The sequence below is a fragment of the Flavobacterium lacisediminis genome (assembly GCF_025909975.1).
Lineage (GTDB): Bacteria > Bacteroidota > Bacteroidia > Flavobacteriales > Flavobacteriaceae > Flavobacterium > Flavobacterium lacisediminis.
On record NZ_JAPCIO010000007.1, the window covers coordinates 65,221 to 84,096 of the forward strand.

The 18,876-nt window shown below is 32.2% G+C and carries 11 protein-coding genes and 3 tRNA genes; 3 read left to right on the top strand and 11 right to left on the bottom strand.

Annotated features, from left to right (window positions below):
- Positions 1–553: 553 nt before the first annotated feature.
- The 10 genes from OJ995_RS10720 to OJ995_RS10765 all read right to left on the bottom strand — a co-directional run bounded on the left by OJ995_RS10720 (position 554) and on the right by OJ995_RS10765 (position 13,571).
- Positions 554–626: transfer RNA gene (locus OJ995_RS10720), tRNA-Pro, on the bottom strand.
- A gap of 126 nt (positions 627–752) precedes the next feature.
- Positions 753–826 (bottom strand) — tRNA-Arg (locus OJ995_RS10725).
- A gap of 2 nt (positions 827–828) precedes the next feature.
- Positions 829–903 (bottom strand) — tRNA-Asn (locus OJ995_RS10730).
- A 762-nt stretch (positions 904–1,665) separates the two neighbouring features.
- A complete protein-coding gene (locus tag OJ995_RS10735) occupies positions 1,666–6,729 on the bottom strand; it encodes a DUF5724 domain-containing protein (RefSeq protein WP_264369415.1) in 5,064 nt (1,687 codons plus the stop codon).
- Positions 6,730–6,756: 27 nt separating this feature from the next.
- Complete coding sequence (locus tag OJ995_RS10740; protein ID WP_264369416.1) at positions 6,757–7,191, bottom strand: hypothetical protein; 435 nt, start codon at positions 7,189–7,191, stop codon at positions 6,757–6,759.
- A gap of 80 nt (positions 7,192–7,271) precedes the next feature.
- On the bottom strand, positions 7,272–8,336 hold the full coding sequence (locus OJ995_RS10745) for a nucleotidyltransferase domain-containing protein (RefSeq protein WP_264369417.1): 1,065 nt from the start codon (positions 8,334–8,336) through the stop codon (positions 7,272–7,274).
- Position 8,337: 1 nt separating this feature from the next.
- Complete coding sequence (locus tag OJ995_RS10750) at positions 8,338–10,638, bottom strand: DEAD/DEAH box helicase (RefSeq protein WP_264369418.1); 2,301 nt, start codon at positions 10,636–10,638, stop codon at positions 8,338–8,340.
- Entirely contained in the window at positions 10,635–11,318 is a 684-nt protein-coding gene (locus OJ995_RS10755) for a hypothetical protein (RefSeq protein WP_264369419.1), read from the bottom strand. Before OJ995_RS10755 ends, OJ995_RS10750 begins: the two co-directional genes overlap by 4 nt.
- A complete protein-coding gene (locus OJ995_RS10760) occupies positions 11,315–12,061 on the bottom strand; it encodes a nucleotidyltransferase domain-containing protein (protein ID WP_264369420.1) in 747 nt (248 codons plus the stop codon). Before OJ995_RS10760 ends, OJ995_RS10755 begins: the two co-directional genes overlap by 4 nt.
- A gap of 88 nt (positions 12,062–12,149) precedes the next feature.
- Complete coding sequence (locus OJ995_RS10765) at positions 12,150–13,571, bottom strand: RtcB family protein (RefSeq protein WP_264369421.1); 1,422 nt, start codon at positions 13,569–13,571, stop codon at positions 12,150–12,152.
- A gap of 170 nt (positions 13,572–13,741) precedes the next feature.
- Here OJ995_RS10765 and OJ995_RS10770 point away from each other — a divergent pair, with 170 nt between their 5' ends.
- Together OJ995_RS10770 and OJ995_RS10775 are read left to right on the top strand one after the other, a co-directional pair.
- Entirely contained in the window at positions 13,742–14,353 is a 612-nt protein-coding gene (locus OJ995_RS10770) for an HD domain-containing protein (RefSeq protein WP_264369422.1), read from the top strand.
- Between the two features lie 40 nt (positions 14,354–14,393).
- A complete protein-coding gene (locus OJ995_RS10775) occupies positions 14,394–15,419 on the top strand; it encodes a helix-turn-helix transcriptional regulator (RefSeq protein WP_264369529.1) in 1,026 nt (341 codons plus the stop codon).
- A gap of 155 nt (positions 15,420–15,574) precedes the next feature.
- On the opposite strand, the gene OJ995_RS10780 is transcribed toward OJ995_RS10775, so the two are convergent.
- On the bottom strand, positions 15,575–17,551 hold the full coding sequence (locus OJ995_RS10780; protein WP_264369423.1) for an alpha-ketoacid dehydrogenase subunit alpha/beta: 1,977 nt from the start codon (positions 17,549–17,551) through the stop codon (positions 15,575–15,577).
- A 318-nt stretch (positions 17,552–17,869) separates the two neighbouring features.
- Between OJ995_RS10780 and OJ995_RS10785 the strand changes: the two genes are divergently transcribed.
- Positions 17,870–18,823, top strand: a complete 954-nt coding sequence (locus OJ995_RS10785) for an isopenicillin N synthase family dioxygenase (protein ID WP_264369424.1) — start codon at positions 17,870–17,872, stop codon at positions 18,821–18,823.
- Positions 18,824–18,876: the final 53 nt, after the last annotated feature.

Consider the following 18,876-nt stretch of genomic DNA (forward strand, 5'->3'; position numbering starts at 1 on the left):
ATTTTTAAGAGTGATGCCACTCGGCTACATTAAAAGTGTAGTACTCTACCAATTGAGTTATTCCGATATATCGGAAGTAGGATTCGAACCTACACATCCAAATTTCTATTGTTCTAACCAGACTGAACTAACATACCAGAAGCATGTACGGGAATCGAACCCGTGACCCATAGAGTGAGATGATTTTTTGGAAAACCACCAAAACCTCCAAGCCAAGTTGAACAGTACAACATCATCCGCAACTGCGAAACGAATACTGCAATAGTGCTATACCGAAACACCCAACAAGACTTGCTTGATATTTTATTTCTCAATCCTCCTAACGACTGTCATTTCGAGCGAAGTCGAGAAAGACAAGAAAGACGAGAATCTATTATTTTCAAATTCAAAGAACGATTTCTTTATTGCTGAACAAAGATTCAAAACCTACTACGCAATTATTCTGCGTAGTAAAAATAACTTGTGGAAGTAGTAGGATTCGAACCTACTCAGTCATAAGACAACGGTTTTACAGACCGCCCCAACTCTCCTACTTTGGCGTACTTTCATTTTGTCTGGGAAACAGGACTCGAACCTGTAACCTCCTGCATCCAAAGCAGGTAAACAACCAATCGTTATCTTCCCAGATGTAACTAATCAAAAGATCAGTTAATTGCGGCTTATACGGGGATCGAACCCGTTTCTCCCGAGAGACAGTCGGGAAGGTTAGCCAGTAACCCCAATAAGCCTTGTTCCTTTCTAAAGAACTCGTGTGATTTTGGAAGGACTCGAACCTTCAACCCTTTGCTTCGTAGGCAAATACTCTTTCCAATTGAGCTACAAAATCAGTGGCGATTCTGGTAAGATTCGAACTTACAACCTTTGAGTTAACAGCTCACTGCTCTACCCTTGAGCTACAGAATCAATATTTTTGGACATAAAAAAAGCACCTCGTAAAAGGTGCTTCATATCATAACAATGGAATACTACTATTCCAAATGCCTACTAGTTTGCACCTGTTTATTCTTATATCCGAAATCAAATTTCGGAGCTACATTACGTGAAGGATTAAAACAATCTATCATTGTTGTAATATTTAGTTTTTGAATGTTATATCGTGTTCTCATTATTATTTGTTTTTTTAAATCAATTCTGATTTTTGAATTCTAAATTCTTACTTCTAATTTTCTGTGGCAAAGATAAAGTCAAAAAAAAGTAACTTCCAAATCTTTTTTAAAATTATTTTATTGACTTTCAGGTAGTTATGATTAAATTTAGGCATTACAAATCCTGTCCGTTTTCCAACAGATACTTCAGATTTTACAAATGACTGTCTCTCATTTGGTTACGCATTTACCCTTATTTTTTACTATTTCGTTTAATCATGAAACATTTTTTTACTTTTTTTTTCTATTTCTGTCATGCTGAACTCGATTCAGCATCTAAAAATCTACTTTCAATCATTTTTTAAACAAAAAAAACGCCCTTTTTGCAAAGGACGTTTCGTATATTTTGGTGAAATTTTACTAAAAACAATAACTATTCTTCATAAAAACACATACAACGTCCATTATTCTCCATAGGAAAATCTATCGAAGAGCGATATAGATTTAGACTATTATGTTGCTTTTGTGTTTTCATTTCGAGGGCAAATGTAGGGATTTTTTTAAAAAACTACATTTTTATTTATTTTCTATCAATTTGACTCAGTACTGTTGGGTCTTGAATTTCATTGTCTTTTGCTAACATTAAAACTTTAGACATTACTTCTGCTGATTTAGGATCATCATCTGCAAATGGTAAAAATAATCTACCTCTATGCTGAGATTGAACTGGTAAAATTGATAAATACTTACCTGGAATTTGATGCACAATAGCACTACCTAAGTGAACGCTATATTTAGCAATTGTACCTTCTATTAATGCATGATTTTCAATAATTTCAACATTTTTCACTTTGAATAATCGTAAAGTTTCTCGCAATAATACACTTCTCATTTCAATTGATGAATGACTTGCTTCTGGGTCTACTCCACCAACATGAGCCACACTTACAACTAAATCAATGTCTCGCATTACTTCAGAAAACAGCCTTGGGTTAACAGCTTCAAAAGGAATGTTTTTATAATCTTTTAAAGAGTGAAACTCAATTGTTTCAAGAGTTGGGCTTTCAACATCTGCCGGTGAAAACCAATCAGCCATAGCATATAATTTGACCTGATATCCTTCTTTATGAAATACTTTTTGAAGCCCTTCTTCATAATCAACTTTCCAACCTCTAGTTTTTAATAATGCTAAAGTTTGCTTTGGATGTACTTGATGTCCAGCGTATCGACGAGAAATTGATTTCTCCTTCAATTCGTCTGGTGTTGGAACATATAATTCTCTAAAAATTTGTTTGAATGGTTGTTTTAATTTGTTATCAAAACAATAGCTTTGAAAATCAGGCCATACATTATTCTTATGTAAATCATAACAATGAGCTATTCGGAAAGTTGTATCTTCATTAACTGCAAATACTTCTCCTCTGGCCGAAGTCAATTTTCCATCTATAAAAAATCCAAGCATTTCCTCATTAGAAATAAAAACCAATTTTTCTAAATGCTTTGCAATTACAGGATGTTCTAATAAATTAATAATTTCAGAGTATGAAAATACATCACCACGTATCATTGCTTCTTCTAACCCTTTTTTAGAACGAGTCCACTGTTCGCGTAATACTTTTCTGTGTTTATTCAATTCTAAAACATCAGGATTCTTCTTAAATTTTGCCGGAATAGCTTTTAATTCTTTACCATCTTTCAAAGCCACTACATCGGCTTTTCCTTCTTTATCTATGGTAAGACCGATAGTTGTATCTTCAATGGTGAATTGTGTATCTTTTGACAAAATACTCTGAACTTGCTTGGTCTCCATAGCCCATGTTAATCTTACGGGATCAGGATAGCCAGCATTTCTTGCTAAATTTTCCAAAGCAACTACAACAGCTAAAGCTTCACTTGTTTGCTTCATAGAACCAAACTCTTTACTTTCTTTCTTAAACTGTTGCAAATATTCATATCTATTTAAAACGTCTTTATCAGGACTAGTTTTACTTAACGGAACTAAACCATATACACGCAAATAATCCTGATCTCTTTTGTCTTTTACTTTAGCAGTAACTTCTCTAATTTTTAAATCACCCGTTAAAGCATCTGCATATAATCTTGCTCTTCTATGCCCATTTCCTTCCGAAACATATTTTGCTGCGTCATATAAAAGTTCCCATTTAGCTTTACCAAGCTTTTTATAGGCTGATACAAACCAATCTTTATCAACCGCTCCATCTTTAAAATCTTGAATATCAACAGCTGAGTATTTTGCGATTTCACTCTCTAATTCAGAATTTACTTCACTATAACTTGGAGTCTTAGTATGTGCGTGCAGCCACCAAATTCCTTCATCTAATCCTTTCCAATCTAAATACTGACTAATAAATTTCTGCCATTGTGGAGCATAGATTGCAGCTTGTATTAAACGCTCTTCTGTAAAATTTTTATCTTTTATTGCAACTTCAAAATCTGCATAAGTTTCTGTATCTTTAGGAAAACAGGATTTAATCAAAGAACTAAACAATCTGTATTTTGATAAATCTTCGTTACTCCAATAATAGATATATCCTTTATGTAAATTATTTTTACCTAATCCTTGTAACAAATCAACAAAACGGTTAATACCATAAATTCTTTGAAAACTTGTTACAAATTGAGTTACTGCAGTACTGGAATCACCTCTTTTTAATTCAATATCTAAACATACATCACGAACATGATCTATCATGGGTTGTAAAAACTCATATTTTTTTAACAAATCTTCTGTATTACAATTCGTATAATGAACACGTCTATTTTTCTTGTCAGTTATTAATCTTAGATTTTCTGTGTTTACAATAGCCTCATAAATTTCACTTTGTGTGATTAAATTTTGCTCATAGGCTTCGCAATATAAATGCAAAGGTGGCATACTATATTTCTCATTCTCTTTTAACCCCGAAAATTGTCTCCAACGATACAACTGCCACATTTTTGCTTTCTCGGCTGTAGTAAGTGCATCATAATCATTGATAGCTTTTAAGTACACATCAAAATCGCCTTCTGATTGCCAACCATTTCCTTCACGATTATAATAGTAATCTCCTTTTTTAGGAACAAATTTATAGTTTAGTATCGATTTAGGTAAATTCGAATACAAATAGGAACAAGCATCAATAATAAAAGCGTTTTCTTCTTCAAATGGAAATTTAAAACGTAAACACTCTAATATATTGACGATAGGATTGTTCCAATAATAACCATCTTTGTTAGGGTTTACAATAAAATCTTTATAGTAGAACACAAAAGGCTTAAGAACAGCTCTAAATTCCTTTTTATCACATTCAGTAGTAAAAGTTAAAAGAAATAAATCGCTACCTGTTAATCCAGAAGTTTCCATCCATTCCTGCCATACATCGTGTAGAGGATAATTTTTAAATCGCTGTTCTGCCGTCATAGCATCAGTTTTACGATTAAATGGAGAAAAGTCGTTACCTAAAAGAACAGTTTCTTTGCTTCCATTCCAATTTTCAGTAACATACTCATAATTTACATTTGATTTATATAACTGAGTTAATCGTTCAATCTCCTTTTTAATTTTAGAAAGTGGTTGAGAAAAGCCATAAGATTCGTTTTTAGTGAGTTGTAAATAAATGGAATTGGCTTCAAGTTTAGGTAATGAATAGGGAGAAATACAAGTAGGATCATAAAAACCATAACCGTTTGCTTCAGACAGTTGTTCTTTAGCACTCGAAGGCGAAATTTGATCTAAAAACTTACTTTCTTTCTCAGATAATTTTGGACGTTCTGCATATAAGGTAACCCATGATTTAATTTTTGAAGTTAACTTATTATTTTTTTGAAACTGTAATATGATATCTAAAGCTGATAAACGTTGTTCTAAATCTCCATTTTCAATTAAACTATAAATAAAATCTTCTATTACAGATTCTTTTTGTTGCAATAAAATTGAAATGAGATGCTTCTTTAGAGTAGAATTCTTCCTTTTAAATAATTGTTGAAAAAAATCTAATTCGACAGAACTTAAAGCTACTTTTTTCAAAGTACAAAGTGCAGAAGCTACAATGGCTTCTCCTCTATCTTTTAAAATGCGAAGTGCAAAATCTCGTTGTTCTGTTGTTGGTAATTTTTGTGCTTTATTTTCACTTATATAGTAGTAGGAATAACAATAAAAATCACCTAAAACTTCTCTTGTTAGTTTTTCTCTAATAGGTAAAGATAAGTTTTCAAAATCTTTCAAAATAAGATTGAAGTGTGTTTTATTAGATCCCATTAAATGGATAGCACAAGAATTCAAAACATCTTTTTGAAACTTAACTGTTAACCAAGAAAATACTTTTCCTTCAAAAGTTTTTTCTTTTTCATTTATTTTTTGGGTTAATTCGTATACTTTATTGAAAAAGTTGGGATAATCTAAGTTATCAATAAAAAATTTAGATTTTGAATTAGCATCTAATAAGGCTTCCATTCTATGTTGAGCAAATGCTAAAACTTGAAGATTATCAGCTTCTAAAGCTTTATAATACAATGGCATTTCGATATAAGGATCATTTGTTTCACCAGCAAACTTTAGCGCCAAACATTTCTTTTCTATAGAACCGTTTTCCATTAAATCTTTTAAATACGGAACTGTTTTTTCAATATCTAAAACACCTTGTGCCCAAAGTGCCATATAAACTTCAGTATTATTTTTACTCTGTATAGCAATGGCTATTGTTTCTGGATTTGTTAAATAACCATTAGCCAATTGGATAATATTACGTACTGTGGTTTCTTTCTCTGATTCCCAACCTAAACCTGTCCAAGTATCAATTGCACGAACAACAGATGAAAATCGAGTAAGTTTATTAGTAACCAAAACATCAATCATATGAGTTAAAGCACCAATACTAGTTTCATCTAAAGATTCTAAAATGGTTTGGCGTAATCCTTCTTGACGTTGAGCAGCAAGAAGTAACTTTTCTACTAATTCCCAACATTCTTTTTTGTCACTGTTCAACAAGGCTTTGATAATTCCTCTTGATACCTTACCAACAGCATCTTTATTAAAAATAATGTCCTCCATTAATTGGTAAACTTGGGAATTACCAGCATCCAAAGCAGCAGACCATATTTTAAATTGGTTGGTATTATTGGTTACATCATTATCATAACGTACTTGTTCTAAAAGCGTTAAATTGTAATAAGTAGATTCTGCATAATTATAAATATGTGGCGCTTCAATTAATGAACGAAGTAAATTTACCTGACTTACTAAAAGCTCACGATGATTATTTGGCGCTCTAAAGGATCTCCTATCATAACCTGTTTGGTACATTTGATAAGGTAATTTACTCCAAGCGAGTTTAACATATGGAGCTTGCTCAGCACCATAAAAATAAACCAAAAGCTCATAATAGTTTTTATTGTCCCAAACATTTTGACTTAAATGTTTACTAAAAAAATTCAACTTTTCAGAACCCAAGGAAACATAAGTTCCTGAATAACTATGATCTAATTTTAATAGCGCCAAACCTAATTCTGCTACCTCTTTTTTGAGCTTAGATTTAGAAAATAACTTCGTTAGTATATTTCCTTCAACAATTTCTTTTAATTCCTTCTTAAATTCCTTTAAAGGATTTTTAATTTTTTTTGCGGCTAAAATGTTTTCCAATGACATAATATTTTGAGCTTTGTTCCATTCGATTTACCAATAACTTCCTGCTAAAAAAGTTAATCGAATAAAAGTTAGTGTTTTGTTTTCTTCTAAATCTATTGTTTGTTTTAATGTTTCCAAAGCATCATCACCATAAAAAATGGCAAACATTCCATCTTCAAATGCTTGAATGGCTGTTTCTTGTGCCTTTTTTAAATCAGGAAGATTGTGATTGTAAATAGCACCAAAACTCATTTTTCCCGAATCTAAAAGAATAGGTAAATAATGATTGTTTGGTAAATGGGTTTTATCTTCATCATCAACTTCAAAAGACGATTTTGAAAATTGATCTACTTGTTGCGCAACAACCAATTCTAATAATTGTGTGACTGTGACTACTGTGGATGTAGTAGCTAAAACTATAACATTATCCTGAAGTATCGGATGTTTTTTTCCTAATTGTTTGACTGAAATAGTGAGGTTCATATTCGATACACTAAGTTTTTATTGGTTCAACAAGATATGTTTTTTTTAGCAACTGTTTGTATTGTCATATTAAAAAAATATTATTTTTCCATGTATAATTCCTCACGCATTCCCACCAAAACACCAAGCAGTTTTTCACTATCTGGAGCTTCAGGTAAAGTTGAAGTCGTGTATAAATGCTCAATCGAAGCAATCAAATCATCTGCTTTTTGTAATAACGCATCATATTCCATTTCGCCCGCTTTTATGGCTAACAATTCGTCACGATTGGAAACGCGAATATTCAATGTTCCAGTAGATAAAATTTGCTCAGCGGTTTGCAGCAATCGTATGGTATGCATCATGTTTTTACTGTCATAATTTTTACCGTGTTGTTGATTGGTATTGTAGCGCTCTTCATTGCGTTTTTCAATCCAATCCCAATACTCAGCATATTCTTTACAATATTTGGAATAGCCTTCTAAATTGCACGACAAATACCCAATAGGTTCAGCTCCTTTTGGAATGGAAGAAACCGAAACTTCATTAGACAACTCATTTTTGATGATGCCACGATACCCTAAGGCTGTATCAGAGTCATAAAACACAGCATAAATTCCTTTGGCATTGGGAACATTAATTAAGCCACATTGTTCCTGAAAAAGGTTTTGCTCCATTAACCATTTAGATAACAGAACCGAATCATAACCATTTAAAATAGCACAAAAATCTAATAAACTCTTGCGCTCTTTGGGTAATGGATTCACGATTTTCTTATTTAAACCACGGGCTTTTTTAATTTGTGTCATGGCATAACCAGCAAAACTATCTTTGCACAATTTTGATAAGAAATCATGCAATTGCAAACGTTCCATTAACGGATGTTTGTACAAAATACAATCTGCTGGCGAAGCTAAAATTTCTAGAATATTGGGATTGTTTTTTAACAACAACTCCACAAAACGACCCAACTCATAATACACTTCATCATTGGTTTCGTTACTGATTTGCGGAATATAATGCAATCCATAAAACTGTGCTTTAGGCAAATAATAAACGCCTTTTATATCCGTATCTGAAGTGGGTGTATTTAACCCAAACGACTTACTCCCCGAAATAACTTCGAAGAGGATTAGGTTTTGGGTATGGAGGTCTTGGATGGTCATTTTAATCTAAGTATCTTTCAATTGATTTTTTTAATTGGTTTGGAACATCTTTAATTGAATTGTTAAATATAATTCCCTCTGAATCTATGTATTTTATATGTGATTTTAAATTTTCGATATCTTCAAATGATAAACCATATCTCAACATCCAAATTTCATTTTTTTCATTTGTTCCAAATTTGATATAATTAGCTAATTTATTTGCTCTAACATCATTTGTTCTTTCATAATATTTTGTAAATGCTGCATAGAACTTGTCAGTCAATGTAAAACCAATTAACTTATCAATATAGTCATAAGTATCATAAACAATTCGATCATAATCAACATCTTTTGCCAAAGTTGTCCTTGAATCATACAAAGGATATCTCTTTAAGTTTTTATTAGGTATTTCATGAAAACCAGTAATGTAGCTTGCCATTTTATTATTTAAATCAGGTGTACTTGATTTAATTGCATGTGAATATCTAAACCAACAAACTTTCTTAAATGTCTTGCCATGAACTCTCCATAACATAATTTTTATTGCTGTGTTTAAAACATCTTTTTCAGCATCACTAAGATCTCTTTTTAAAAAGCTTTCAAATAGTTTTATAAAATTATTATATAATTCTAATTTAAATTCTATGTCACTATCTACTCTATTTAAGGATATCAGTTCATTGCCTGTAAAAACTGTATTTAGTATTTTTGAGATTATTATTTGAGTAGATTCTCTCTCAATACTCTCTAATTCTTTTGGAGTTAAATTAAATTCATCATTAAATGTACCTTCTTTAATAGATTGTTTGAAATCGTTATAGTCATCATCTTTAATATTGTCTAGTTCTAATTCAGAAACATTTTTTAACTTTTCAGAATTTAACATTACTCTTCTAAAACCACTCATATTTGATTGTATGACAATTGTACCAAAATCAAATTTATTTTCTAAAGTTGATCTACCAGCTCTACCAATAAGATTTTTTAGAGCTAAACCATCTTTTACTTCTAACCTATCTATAAAAACAATATCAAATGGCATATTAATACCTTGTTCAAGAGTTGAAGTAGCAAAACAAATTCTACACCAGCCTTCTTTGGTAAATTCTTCAACTAATATTCTTGATTCTAAAGGCATTGAACCATGATGAATTACAACCCCTTTTCTAATTAAATCAATCATCTGAGAATAATAGTTTTTACTTGAATCTACATTTCCTCCAATTATTTTTTTCAACTCTTCGACATAATAATCAATTCTTTCATTTTCAATAATAGGGCATAAACTTATATATTCGTTGAATTCTGATAATATTCTTTTATCATAAATTTTCTGTTTGGAAACATAAATCAACATCCCTCCTCTATTATTTAATATCTGTTTAATAGGATCGTAATTACATTTAACTTTATTATTTCCTAAAATTTCTTTGTCAATTCCAAAATGATAATAATTATTATTATCCTTCAACATAAATATTTGACCAACATTCTTTTGTATATATGGCTTTGAATGAGATTTTTGCTTGTCAAAAAAATTTTTCTCAATTTGAGATTCTGGATTTGAAATAAAAGGATGTGCAAATACAAATTTAGAATTAGGATATTTTTTATAAGCTCTTCTAACAATACTATCATAATACAAACCTCTTTTATCTTCTTCATTGCTAAGTTGTGCTTCATCAAAAAGAAATAAATCCACATTAAAAGCTTCATGTTCTTTATATTTGAATAACTCTCTACAACGCTCAGGAGTAACAACAAATACATTTCTTTTTACTCTTTTAGTATTAATTTTATCAATAAATGTTAGAATATTTATAGCCTTATCTTCAATCAAATTATTCAATTTGATATAGTATTCATTAACTAATGCTCTGGATGGAACAATTACAATTACATCATTTTTGCAATCAAGTATTTTTTTCATGAAAACGAATGATTTTCCTGTACTTGTCGGAGCAGAAAAACTAAAACAATTATTGTTATCAATTCCTTTAAGAATGTCTGCTTGAACTGGAGTAAAAAATTCGTTGTTATCTAAATAGTTATCATATTTTTCTTGAAGAAATTTTTTGTATTGTCCAAAAACAACGTCTTTTAGTGATTCTCTTGGTGAGTCTTTGTAAAAAATTCCCATAAAATTTATGATAGAATTTTTATGCTCCTCTATTTTTTCTGATTGATAAATAAACAAATAGGTCAAGATTTCCATATCAGAAATTTCAATTGGACCAATCTTGAAAAGCCTATCCATCACGTAAGAAATTATTTTTTCAATATCACGACCCTCAATAATATTTTTAATCACATCCTTCATATATCAACTGCGACACAAATAAGTTCATTATGCTTCTTTAAAAGATTAAATTCCTTATTCTTTTTTATGTTCTTAATTAATTTTTCAGTTTTAATTTTCTTTGATGTAAATGAAGCTATGTATCCTTTCTCATTATTATTAAACTTTTTTAATGATTCTTGACTACAAAATCTCTCTATATCAATCAAATCTTCTAAGTCACTTTTATTATTTTGAAATTTGACTATTTGCTCAAAAGCTTTACCATATGCATTTTTATCTTTCAAATATTTTGCTTCACCAAAAAGGATAATATTTGATGAATTTTCAGAGTAAAAATCAAATCCAGGATTACCTATTTTTTGTTTTTTAATAAGTTCAGCTAATGGAATATCTAAATATTTTAATTCATCAACAATTGACTTTCTCGCCAATTCAGAAACAACATATTCACCTGAGCTATGAGTAACACTATCATCAGCATTTTTTATTATATTTTCAGATATAAATTCAATTGTATTTTTTGCTCTTTCATTAAAACTTTCCTTAATATAAGTCCCATCGAATTGAGATAACCAACTTAAACTTGATAATGAATCAAAAACATTTCTTAATGTCAATTCAATATTTGTTGGAGTTATTCTCAAAAAAGTTATGTGATTTTCGATTTTGATATTTTCAGTTATTTTATATCCATTCATAATATTACTCCTTTAAAAACCCCATCCAACTCCTCACTCATCTTCTTCCCACCTCTTAACCCAACCGCATTTTCCATATTAAATTGTACCGTTTCCTTTAAAAAATCAGTAATCAATACTTCTTTTGGGTGCAAGTAGCTTTCGTCTTGGTTGGCTTTTATTTGCATTAATTCCTTTATTTTTTCTTGTATGTTTAATGGTGCAATAGGCAATAATTCTATAAAAGCTACTGGTGGAAAGGTGTTGTGTTCAATAATCCATTTTCCAGCTAATGCCGTGCGTAAAGCATAAAAATAGCTTTTCAGTTTTACTTCTTCTTGCTTGCAAACATCCATGAAATTCTTAGTCGTGCCCAAATAATGATGTAAACAAGCCACTGGCGAAAAACAGTCTTTTGCTAATGCTCGCATTTGGTACATAAACGCCTCATTTTCATAATACACCACGGGCGAATAAATCCACTCTAACAAAGGTGCATTACTTTTGGCTAATAATTTTACGGTTTTCCGTAAATCCCAACCGCTGCCGTCTAAATCGTCTTCAGTCATGAACTCAATTACATCGGTTTGTTCCCACAATGACAAATAATAATTCAAGTCGTGCTTGTAGATAAAACGGATGTCATAATCGCTATCCGGTGACGCAAATCCCCATGCTCTACTCCCTGATTCTACTGCATACAAGATCTCAACTCCTTTTTCGAGTTCGATTTGTTTGAGTTTGTTTAGTATATTTTTTTTCATAACTGTTATTTCAAATTTAATAAAAACAAAACCACAAATCGATAATTTTACTTACAATTTGTGGCTAAGTTATTAACACTTAATAGAATTAATCCTCTCTACTCCCATCATCCGCCATTCGTACCATTTTTGGCGTAAACTTGGCAACTACATCTACCAAATCTTCTTGGGCAGCCATAACTTGATGAATATCTTTATAAGCCATTGGAGCTTCGTCTTTTCCTGCACCAATAAGCGTTACACCATGATCTTTTAAAATGGCTTGCATTTCGTTTTTAGTAATAGTTTTAATGGCTTGGGTTCTACTCATTTGTCTTCCAGCACCATGAGAAGCGGAGTTGATAGCGTTTTCTTCGCCTTTTCCTCGCACTAAAAATCCAGGTGCCGTCATACTTCCTGGGATAATTCCCATCACACCTTTTACGGCTGGAGTAGCTCCTTTTCTATGCACAATTACTTCTTCTCCATTGTAGGTTTCTTTCCAAGCAAAATTATGATGGTTCTCTACTTTGGCTAAAACAGTTGCTCCCAACGCTTTTTCCATTTTGGTATGAATAATTTCATGACAAGCCGAAGCGTAATCTCCTGCCAAATTCATCGCAATCCAATATTCTTGTCCCAAATCAGAACCTAAATCCAAATAGGCTAAGTTTCTGGCTACTTCTGGAAGTTTACAAGTTTCTTTAGCAATTTTAGTATAGTGTCCAGCAATGGTAGCTCCAAAACCTCTCGAACCTGAATGTGTCAACAAAGCCACATATTTTCCTTTTGGAATATTTAATGCAGCATCATCGGTTGCAAATTCTATAATACCAAATTCCACAAAGTGATTTCCACCACCAGAAGAACCTAATTGCGACCAAGCTTTATCTTTTAAGTTTTTAATAAAAGTGTGTTCAGTAAACTCGTTTCTATCCAAAACTTCATGATTCGATTTGTATTGTCCCTGAAAACCGTGTCCCGCTCCAAATTTAGAATGGGCAACCAATTCTCTTTTGAATTTTGCTTCATTTTCATAATAAAACAACTCCGGAATATCATAAATCGACAAAGCCATTCTACAACCAATATCCACACCCACACCAAACGGAATCACCGCATTATTGGTAGCTAAAACCCCACCAATTGGCAATCCATAACCTTGATGCGCATCAGGCATTAAAGCGCCAGCCACAGTAACAGGTAACTGCATAGCAACTTGCATTTGTTTAATCGCACCTTCTTCAATTTTATCGGCACCATACAAAGCAAAATCAGCTGGATTTGGATTTAGAGCGATAAAATCTTCTGGTTTTTCATTGGCTTTTTCAATAATAGCTTGTGCTAACTTTCCAAAGATTTTATGTTCTAAAAATGCTTCTGGATTTTCTAATACCAAGGCATAATTAGACAACATTTCCTCTTTAGTCAATCCTGTTCTTTTGGCATTAGCTTTTAAAGCAATTCCAATTAAACTTCCTTCAGGATATCCTAAGGCTAATAAATCGGTTCCGTTAATTTTAGTTTCCATGACGTTAAATTTATATTTTTTATTTGATTTTTTTGCTTTCGAGAGCCTGATGCATGTCCAACCATACATCAGGCTAACTACCCTTTGTTTGATGAAGCAAAGGTTTTACAGTTCTACGCAATTATTTTGCGCAGTAAAAAAAGAATTGTATTTTTGAGTAAATTCTGATTATGAATCTAAAAGAAATATATACAAACCTATTGCTTGAAATAGGCTTTACTGTCAATGAAATCAATAGTTTATGGTTGGATTTAGAAAAAGCATACTCCAAAAAATCAAGATACTATCACAATCTTACACATTTGGAAGAAATGGTGTTTTGGTTCACGAAATACAAAGAGCAACTACAACAGCCAAAGGAAGTATTGTTTAGCATTTTTTACCACGATTATGTGTACAAAGTCACGAGAAAAGACAACGAGTTAAAAAGTGCTGAACACGCAATTGCACTATTAAAATCAAATCATCAACTCAACAAACAAAAGGTTTTTGACCATATTCTCGCTACACAATTGCACCAACACAACGAAAACGAAGATAGCAACTGGTTAATCGATTTTGATTTGAAAATCCTTTCCAAAGATTGGGAAGATTATAAAATCTATTGCCAGCAAATTAGAAAAGAATACAAAATCTATCCCGATTTCCTCTATAATCCCGGCAGAAAAAAGGCTTTAGAACATTTCCTAGAAAACAAAAACATCTATCAAACCCAAGAATTCAGAACATTTTTCGAAGCTAAAGCAAGAGAAAATATCCAAAAAGAAATAGCTACTCTGTAGAACTGAACACTAAAAAATGAACACTGAACACTTCAAAAAAATGGCTCAAAATAAAAACGCTCTCATCCGCTACAAAACCATCGACAAATGTTTGCAAAACAACTACCGTCAATGGACTTTAGAAGATTTAATGAACGCTTGTAGCGAAGCTTTGTACGAATACGAAGGCAAAGAAAATCCAGTAAGCAAACGCACCATTCAATTGGATATTCAGATGATGCGTAGCGAAAAGTTGGGCTACAATGCCCCTATTGAAGTATATGACAAAAAATATTACCACTACGCCGAAGAAGATTTCTCCATTACCGATATTCCTTTAACCGAAACTGATATTAATGTTCTTAGTGAAACGGTTTCTATGTTGAAGCAATTCAAAGATTTTTCCTTGTTCAATGATGTTTCAGACATTCTGCAACGCTTAGAAGATAAAATCTATGCCGAAAAATCACATACCCAACCCGTAATTCATTTGGACAAAAATGAGAGTCTAAAAGGCTTGCATTTTTTAGATGAAATTTATCAAGCGATAGTTAAAAAAATAGTTTTAGTAATTACCTATAAGTCATTCAAATCCAAAGAAGAAAATCAATTTCATTTTCATCCATTCATTTTAAAAGAATTCAATAATCGTTGGTTTGTAGTAGGGCGAAAAAAAGTCAGTCAACCCATCGCTAATTTAGCCTTAGACCGTATTATTAAAATTGATTACGATTTTCAAATGCCATTTTTGGAGCAACCTTTTAATCCAGAGAACTATTATAAAAATGTAATTGGTGTTACTGTAAATTCAGGCTTACAGCCAAAACCTATTCAACTTTGGATAGATCAATACAACGCACCTTATGTACTAACCAAGCCACTCCACCGTTCCCAACGATTACTAAAAAAAAACGAAGACGGAAGCATTATCATCAACCTATTTCTAATCGAAAACTACGAAATGGAGCGCATTCTTCTAGGTTTCGGAGATGGCTTAGAAGTCCTAAAACCCGAACGATTAAGATTGCGAATGAAAAGTATTTTAGAAAAATCCTTAAAACGATATGAAAGAAGCCCGGAACTCTAAAAATTTCTTTTCTTTAATAAAGTAATAGGTAGATACTAGGTAGATACTCCGTACATACTCCATAGATAGTGTATAGATAAAGTATGGATAGTGTATGCAAACCAAAACAAAAAAAGACACCCGAAAGTGTCTTTTAAATTATTTATGATGATGAATTAATAAGCTAATAATTCCTTTAATTCGGTTTCAAATCTACCTTTAGGTAAATATTGATCTTCTAACGACTTCATAAACGGAATTGCCGATTCTAAACTTCCTACTCTTCTAACTGGAGCATCTAAATGTTCAAAGCAGTTTTCCATAATCATAGCCGAAATATCACTGGCAACACCACCAAACAAAGTATCTTCTTGTAAAATGATTACTTTATTTGTTTTCTTAACAGAAGCGTAAATTGCATCCCAATCCATTGGTTGTAACGTTCTTAAATCTAATAAGTCTGCTTTAATTTCTGGATTTTTAGCCAAAGTTTCTAAAGCCCAATGAACTCCTGCTCCAAATGAAATAATCGTAACATCTGTTCCTTCTTTAATCAATGACGCTTTTCCGAAAGGTAACGTATAGTAATCTTTTGGTACATCTTGATAAACACTTCTATACAATTGCTTGTGTTCGAAGAATAATACTGGATTTGGATCGTTAATCGCTGTATTCAATAACCCTTTTGCGTCATAAGGAAACGCTGGATACACTACTTTTAATCCTGGTGTTTTTGTAAACCAAGCTTCGTTTGTTTGCGAATGGAAAGGTCCCGCTTGAGTTCCACCACCACAAGGCATACGCACCACTACATCCGACTTTTCTTGCCATCTGTAATGTTGCTTTGCTAATAAGTTAACAATTGGATTAAATCCAGTCGAAACGAAATCTGCAAATTGCATTTCCATTACGGCTTTAAATCCATTTATTGATAATCCGTTAGCCGCTGAAACTACAGCGCTTTCACAGATTGGTGTATTTCTAACTCTTTCTTTTCCAAATTGGGCTACGAATCCATCCGTAATTTTAAAAGCACCACCATATTCGGCAATATCTTGTCCCATGATTACCAAATTCTCATGGCGTTCCATCGACTGACGTAAACCATTCGAAATAGCATCAATCACACGGATATTTTCAACTTCCGAAGATGGATTAAATGCTTCAAATTCGTAAGGTTTATAAACATCACCTAATTCCTCTTCCAAAGAAGCTACAATTTCTGGTTCTTCTTGAACTTTTGCCCAATCCGTATCGATTTCTTTTTTAATTTCAGCTCTAATTGCTTCATCTTCTTCATCTGATAAAACCGCTGTAGCTTTTAAGTAGTTTCTATAATTTTCTACTGGATCTTTGATTGCCCACATGTCCATTAATTCTTGCGGAACGTATTTCGTACCACTCGCCTCTTCATGGCCACGCATTCTAAACGTTTTGAACTCCAATAATACAGGACGTGGATTTTCTACCATAGAAGCTTTTAATTCCGAAATCAAATGCACTACTTCTAATAAGTTATTACCATCAACCACATAACTTTCCATTCCGTAACCAACACCTTTATCTGCAAGGTTTTCACAACGGTATTGCTCGTTTGTTGGAGTTGATAATCCGTAACCATTATTTTCAATAACGAATAAAACCGGTAATTCCCAAACTGCTGCTATATTTAACGCTTCGTGAAAATCTCCTTCAGAAGTAGCGCCTTCACCAGTAAAAACTGCAGTTACTTTTCCGTTTTTTCTTAATTTATTGGCTAAAGCGATTCCGTCAGCAATCCCTAATTGAGGACCTAAATGCGAAATCATTCCAATAATCTTATATTCTTGTGTTCCGAAATGGAAACTTCTATCACGACCTTTTGTAAACCCGTTTTTCTTTCCTTGCCATTGAGAAAACAAACGGTGTAATGGAATATCACGAGTAGTAAACACTCCTAAATTACGGTGCATTGGTAAAATATATTCATCTTTATCCAAAACCGAAGTGATTCCAACAGAAATAGCTTCTTGTCCGATTCCAGAGAACCATTTCGATACTTTTCCTTGACGGATTAGAATCAACATTTTCTCTTCAATCAAACGCGGTTTTAAGATTTTCTTATATAAATCAAGTAGTTGCGAATTCGATAATTCTTTTCTTTCAAAGTTCATGATAGTGGAACGATTAAATTTTGCTCAAAAGTAATAAAAATAACATTTTGAAAGCAAATTGTTATAAAAAAAGAAAGTTAAAAAATCAAAGTCAACAATAAATTAAAGTTTAAACGCAAAGACGCAAAGTTTTTCGCAAAGAGCGCAAAGAATAATTTTTTAAAATTCACAAAATTAACTCTAGATATATTTTTCACTTTTTACTTTTTACTTTTCTCAATTGTTAATAACTTTACTTTTTTGAATTTAAAATATTTAATTATATTTGTATTTACTTGGGTTATAACCCAAATGATTTATTAACAACAAAGCTTAAGTATGCAACAAATTCCTAGTGTTGACTTACGTGATTTCCTGTCGGATGATCCGGCACGTAAACAAAAATTTGTAAATGAAATCGGAAAAGCCTACGAAGAAATCGGATTCGTAGCATTAAAAGGTCATTTTTTAGATGACAAATTAGTTGAAGGTTTGTATTCAGAAGTGAGAAACTTCTTTACACTTCCTTTAGAAACCAAAGCAAAATACGAAATTCCAGGCATTGGAGGACAACGTGGTTATGTTTCTTTTGGTAAAGAACATGCTAAAGGTCGCTCTGCTGGAGATTTGAAAGAGTTTTGGCATTTTGGACAATACGTTAGCGAAGGTTCAAAGTACGCTGGCGAATATCCAGACAACGTGGAAGTAACGGAATTACCTAAATTCAATGAAGTAGGTAAAGAAGCTTACCAAATGTTAGAAAAAACAGGTGTTTATGTGTTAAGAGCGTTAGCACTTTACATTGGTTTAGACGAATTCTACTTTGATAAATTTATTAAAGACGGAAACAGTATTTTACGTCCAATCCACTACCCACCTATTACTGACGAACCTAAAGACGGAGCCGTTCGTGCAGCAGCACATGGTGACATCAACTTGATTACCTTATTAATGGGAGCTCAAGGAAAAGGATTACAAGTACAAAATCACAATGGAGAATGGATTGACGCTATGGCAAAACCAGACGAGTTGATGATTAATGTTGGGGATATGTTATCAAGACATACCAACAACAAGTTGAAATCAACGATTCACCAAGTGGTAAATCCACCAAGAGAATTGTGGGGTTCTTCTCGTTATTCAATTCCTTTCTTCATGCATCCTGTAAGCGATATGAGTTTAAATTGCTTACCAGAATGTATCGATGAAAATAATCCAAAATTATATGAAGATATCACCGCTGGTGAATTTTTACATGAACGTTTGGTAGAATTAGGATTGATTAAGAAGTAATTTATTTTAAAATAGATAGAAAAGGCATTAAGTTTTCTTGATGTCTTTTTTGT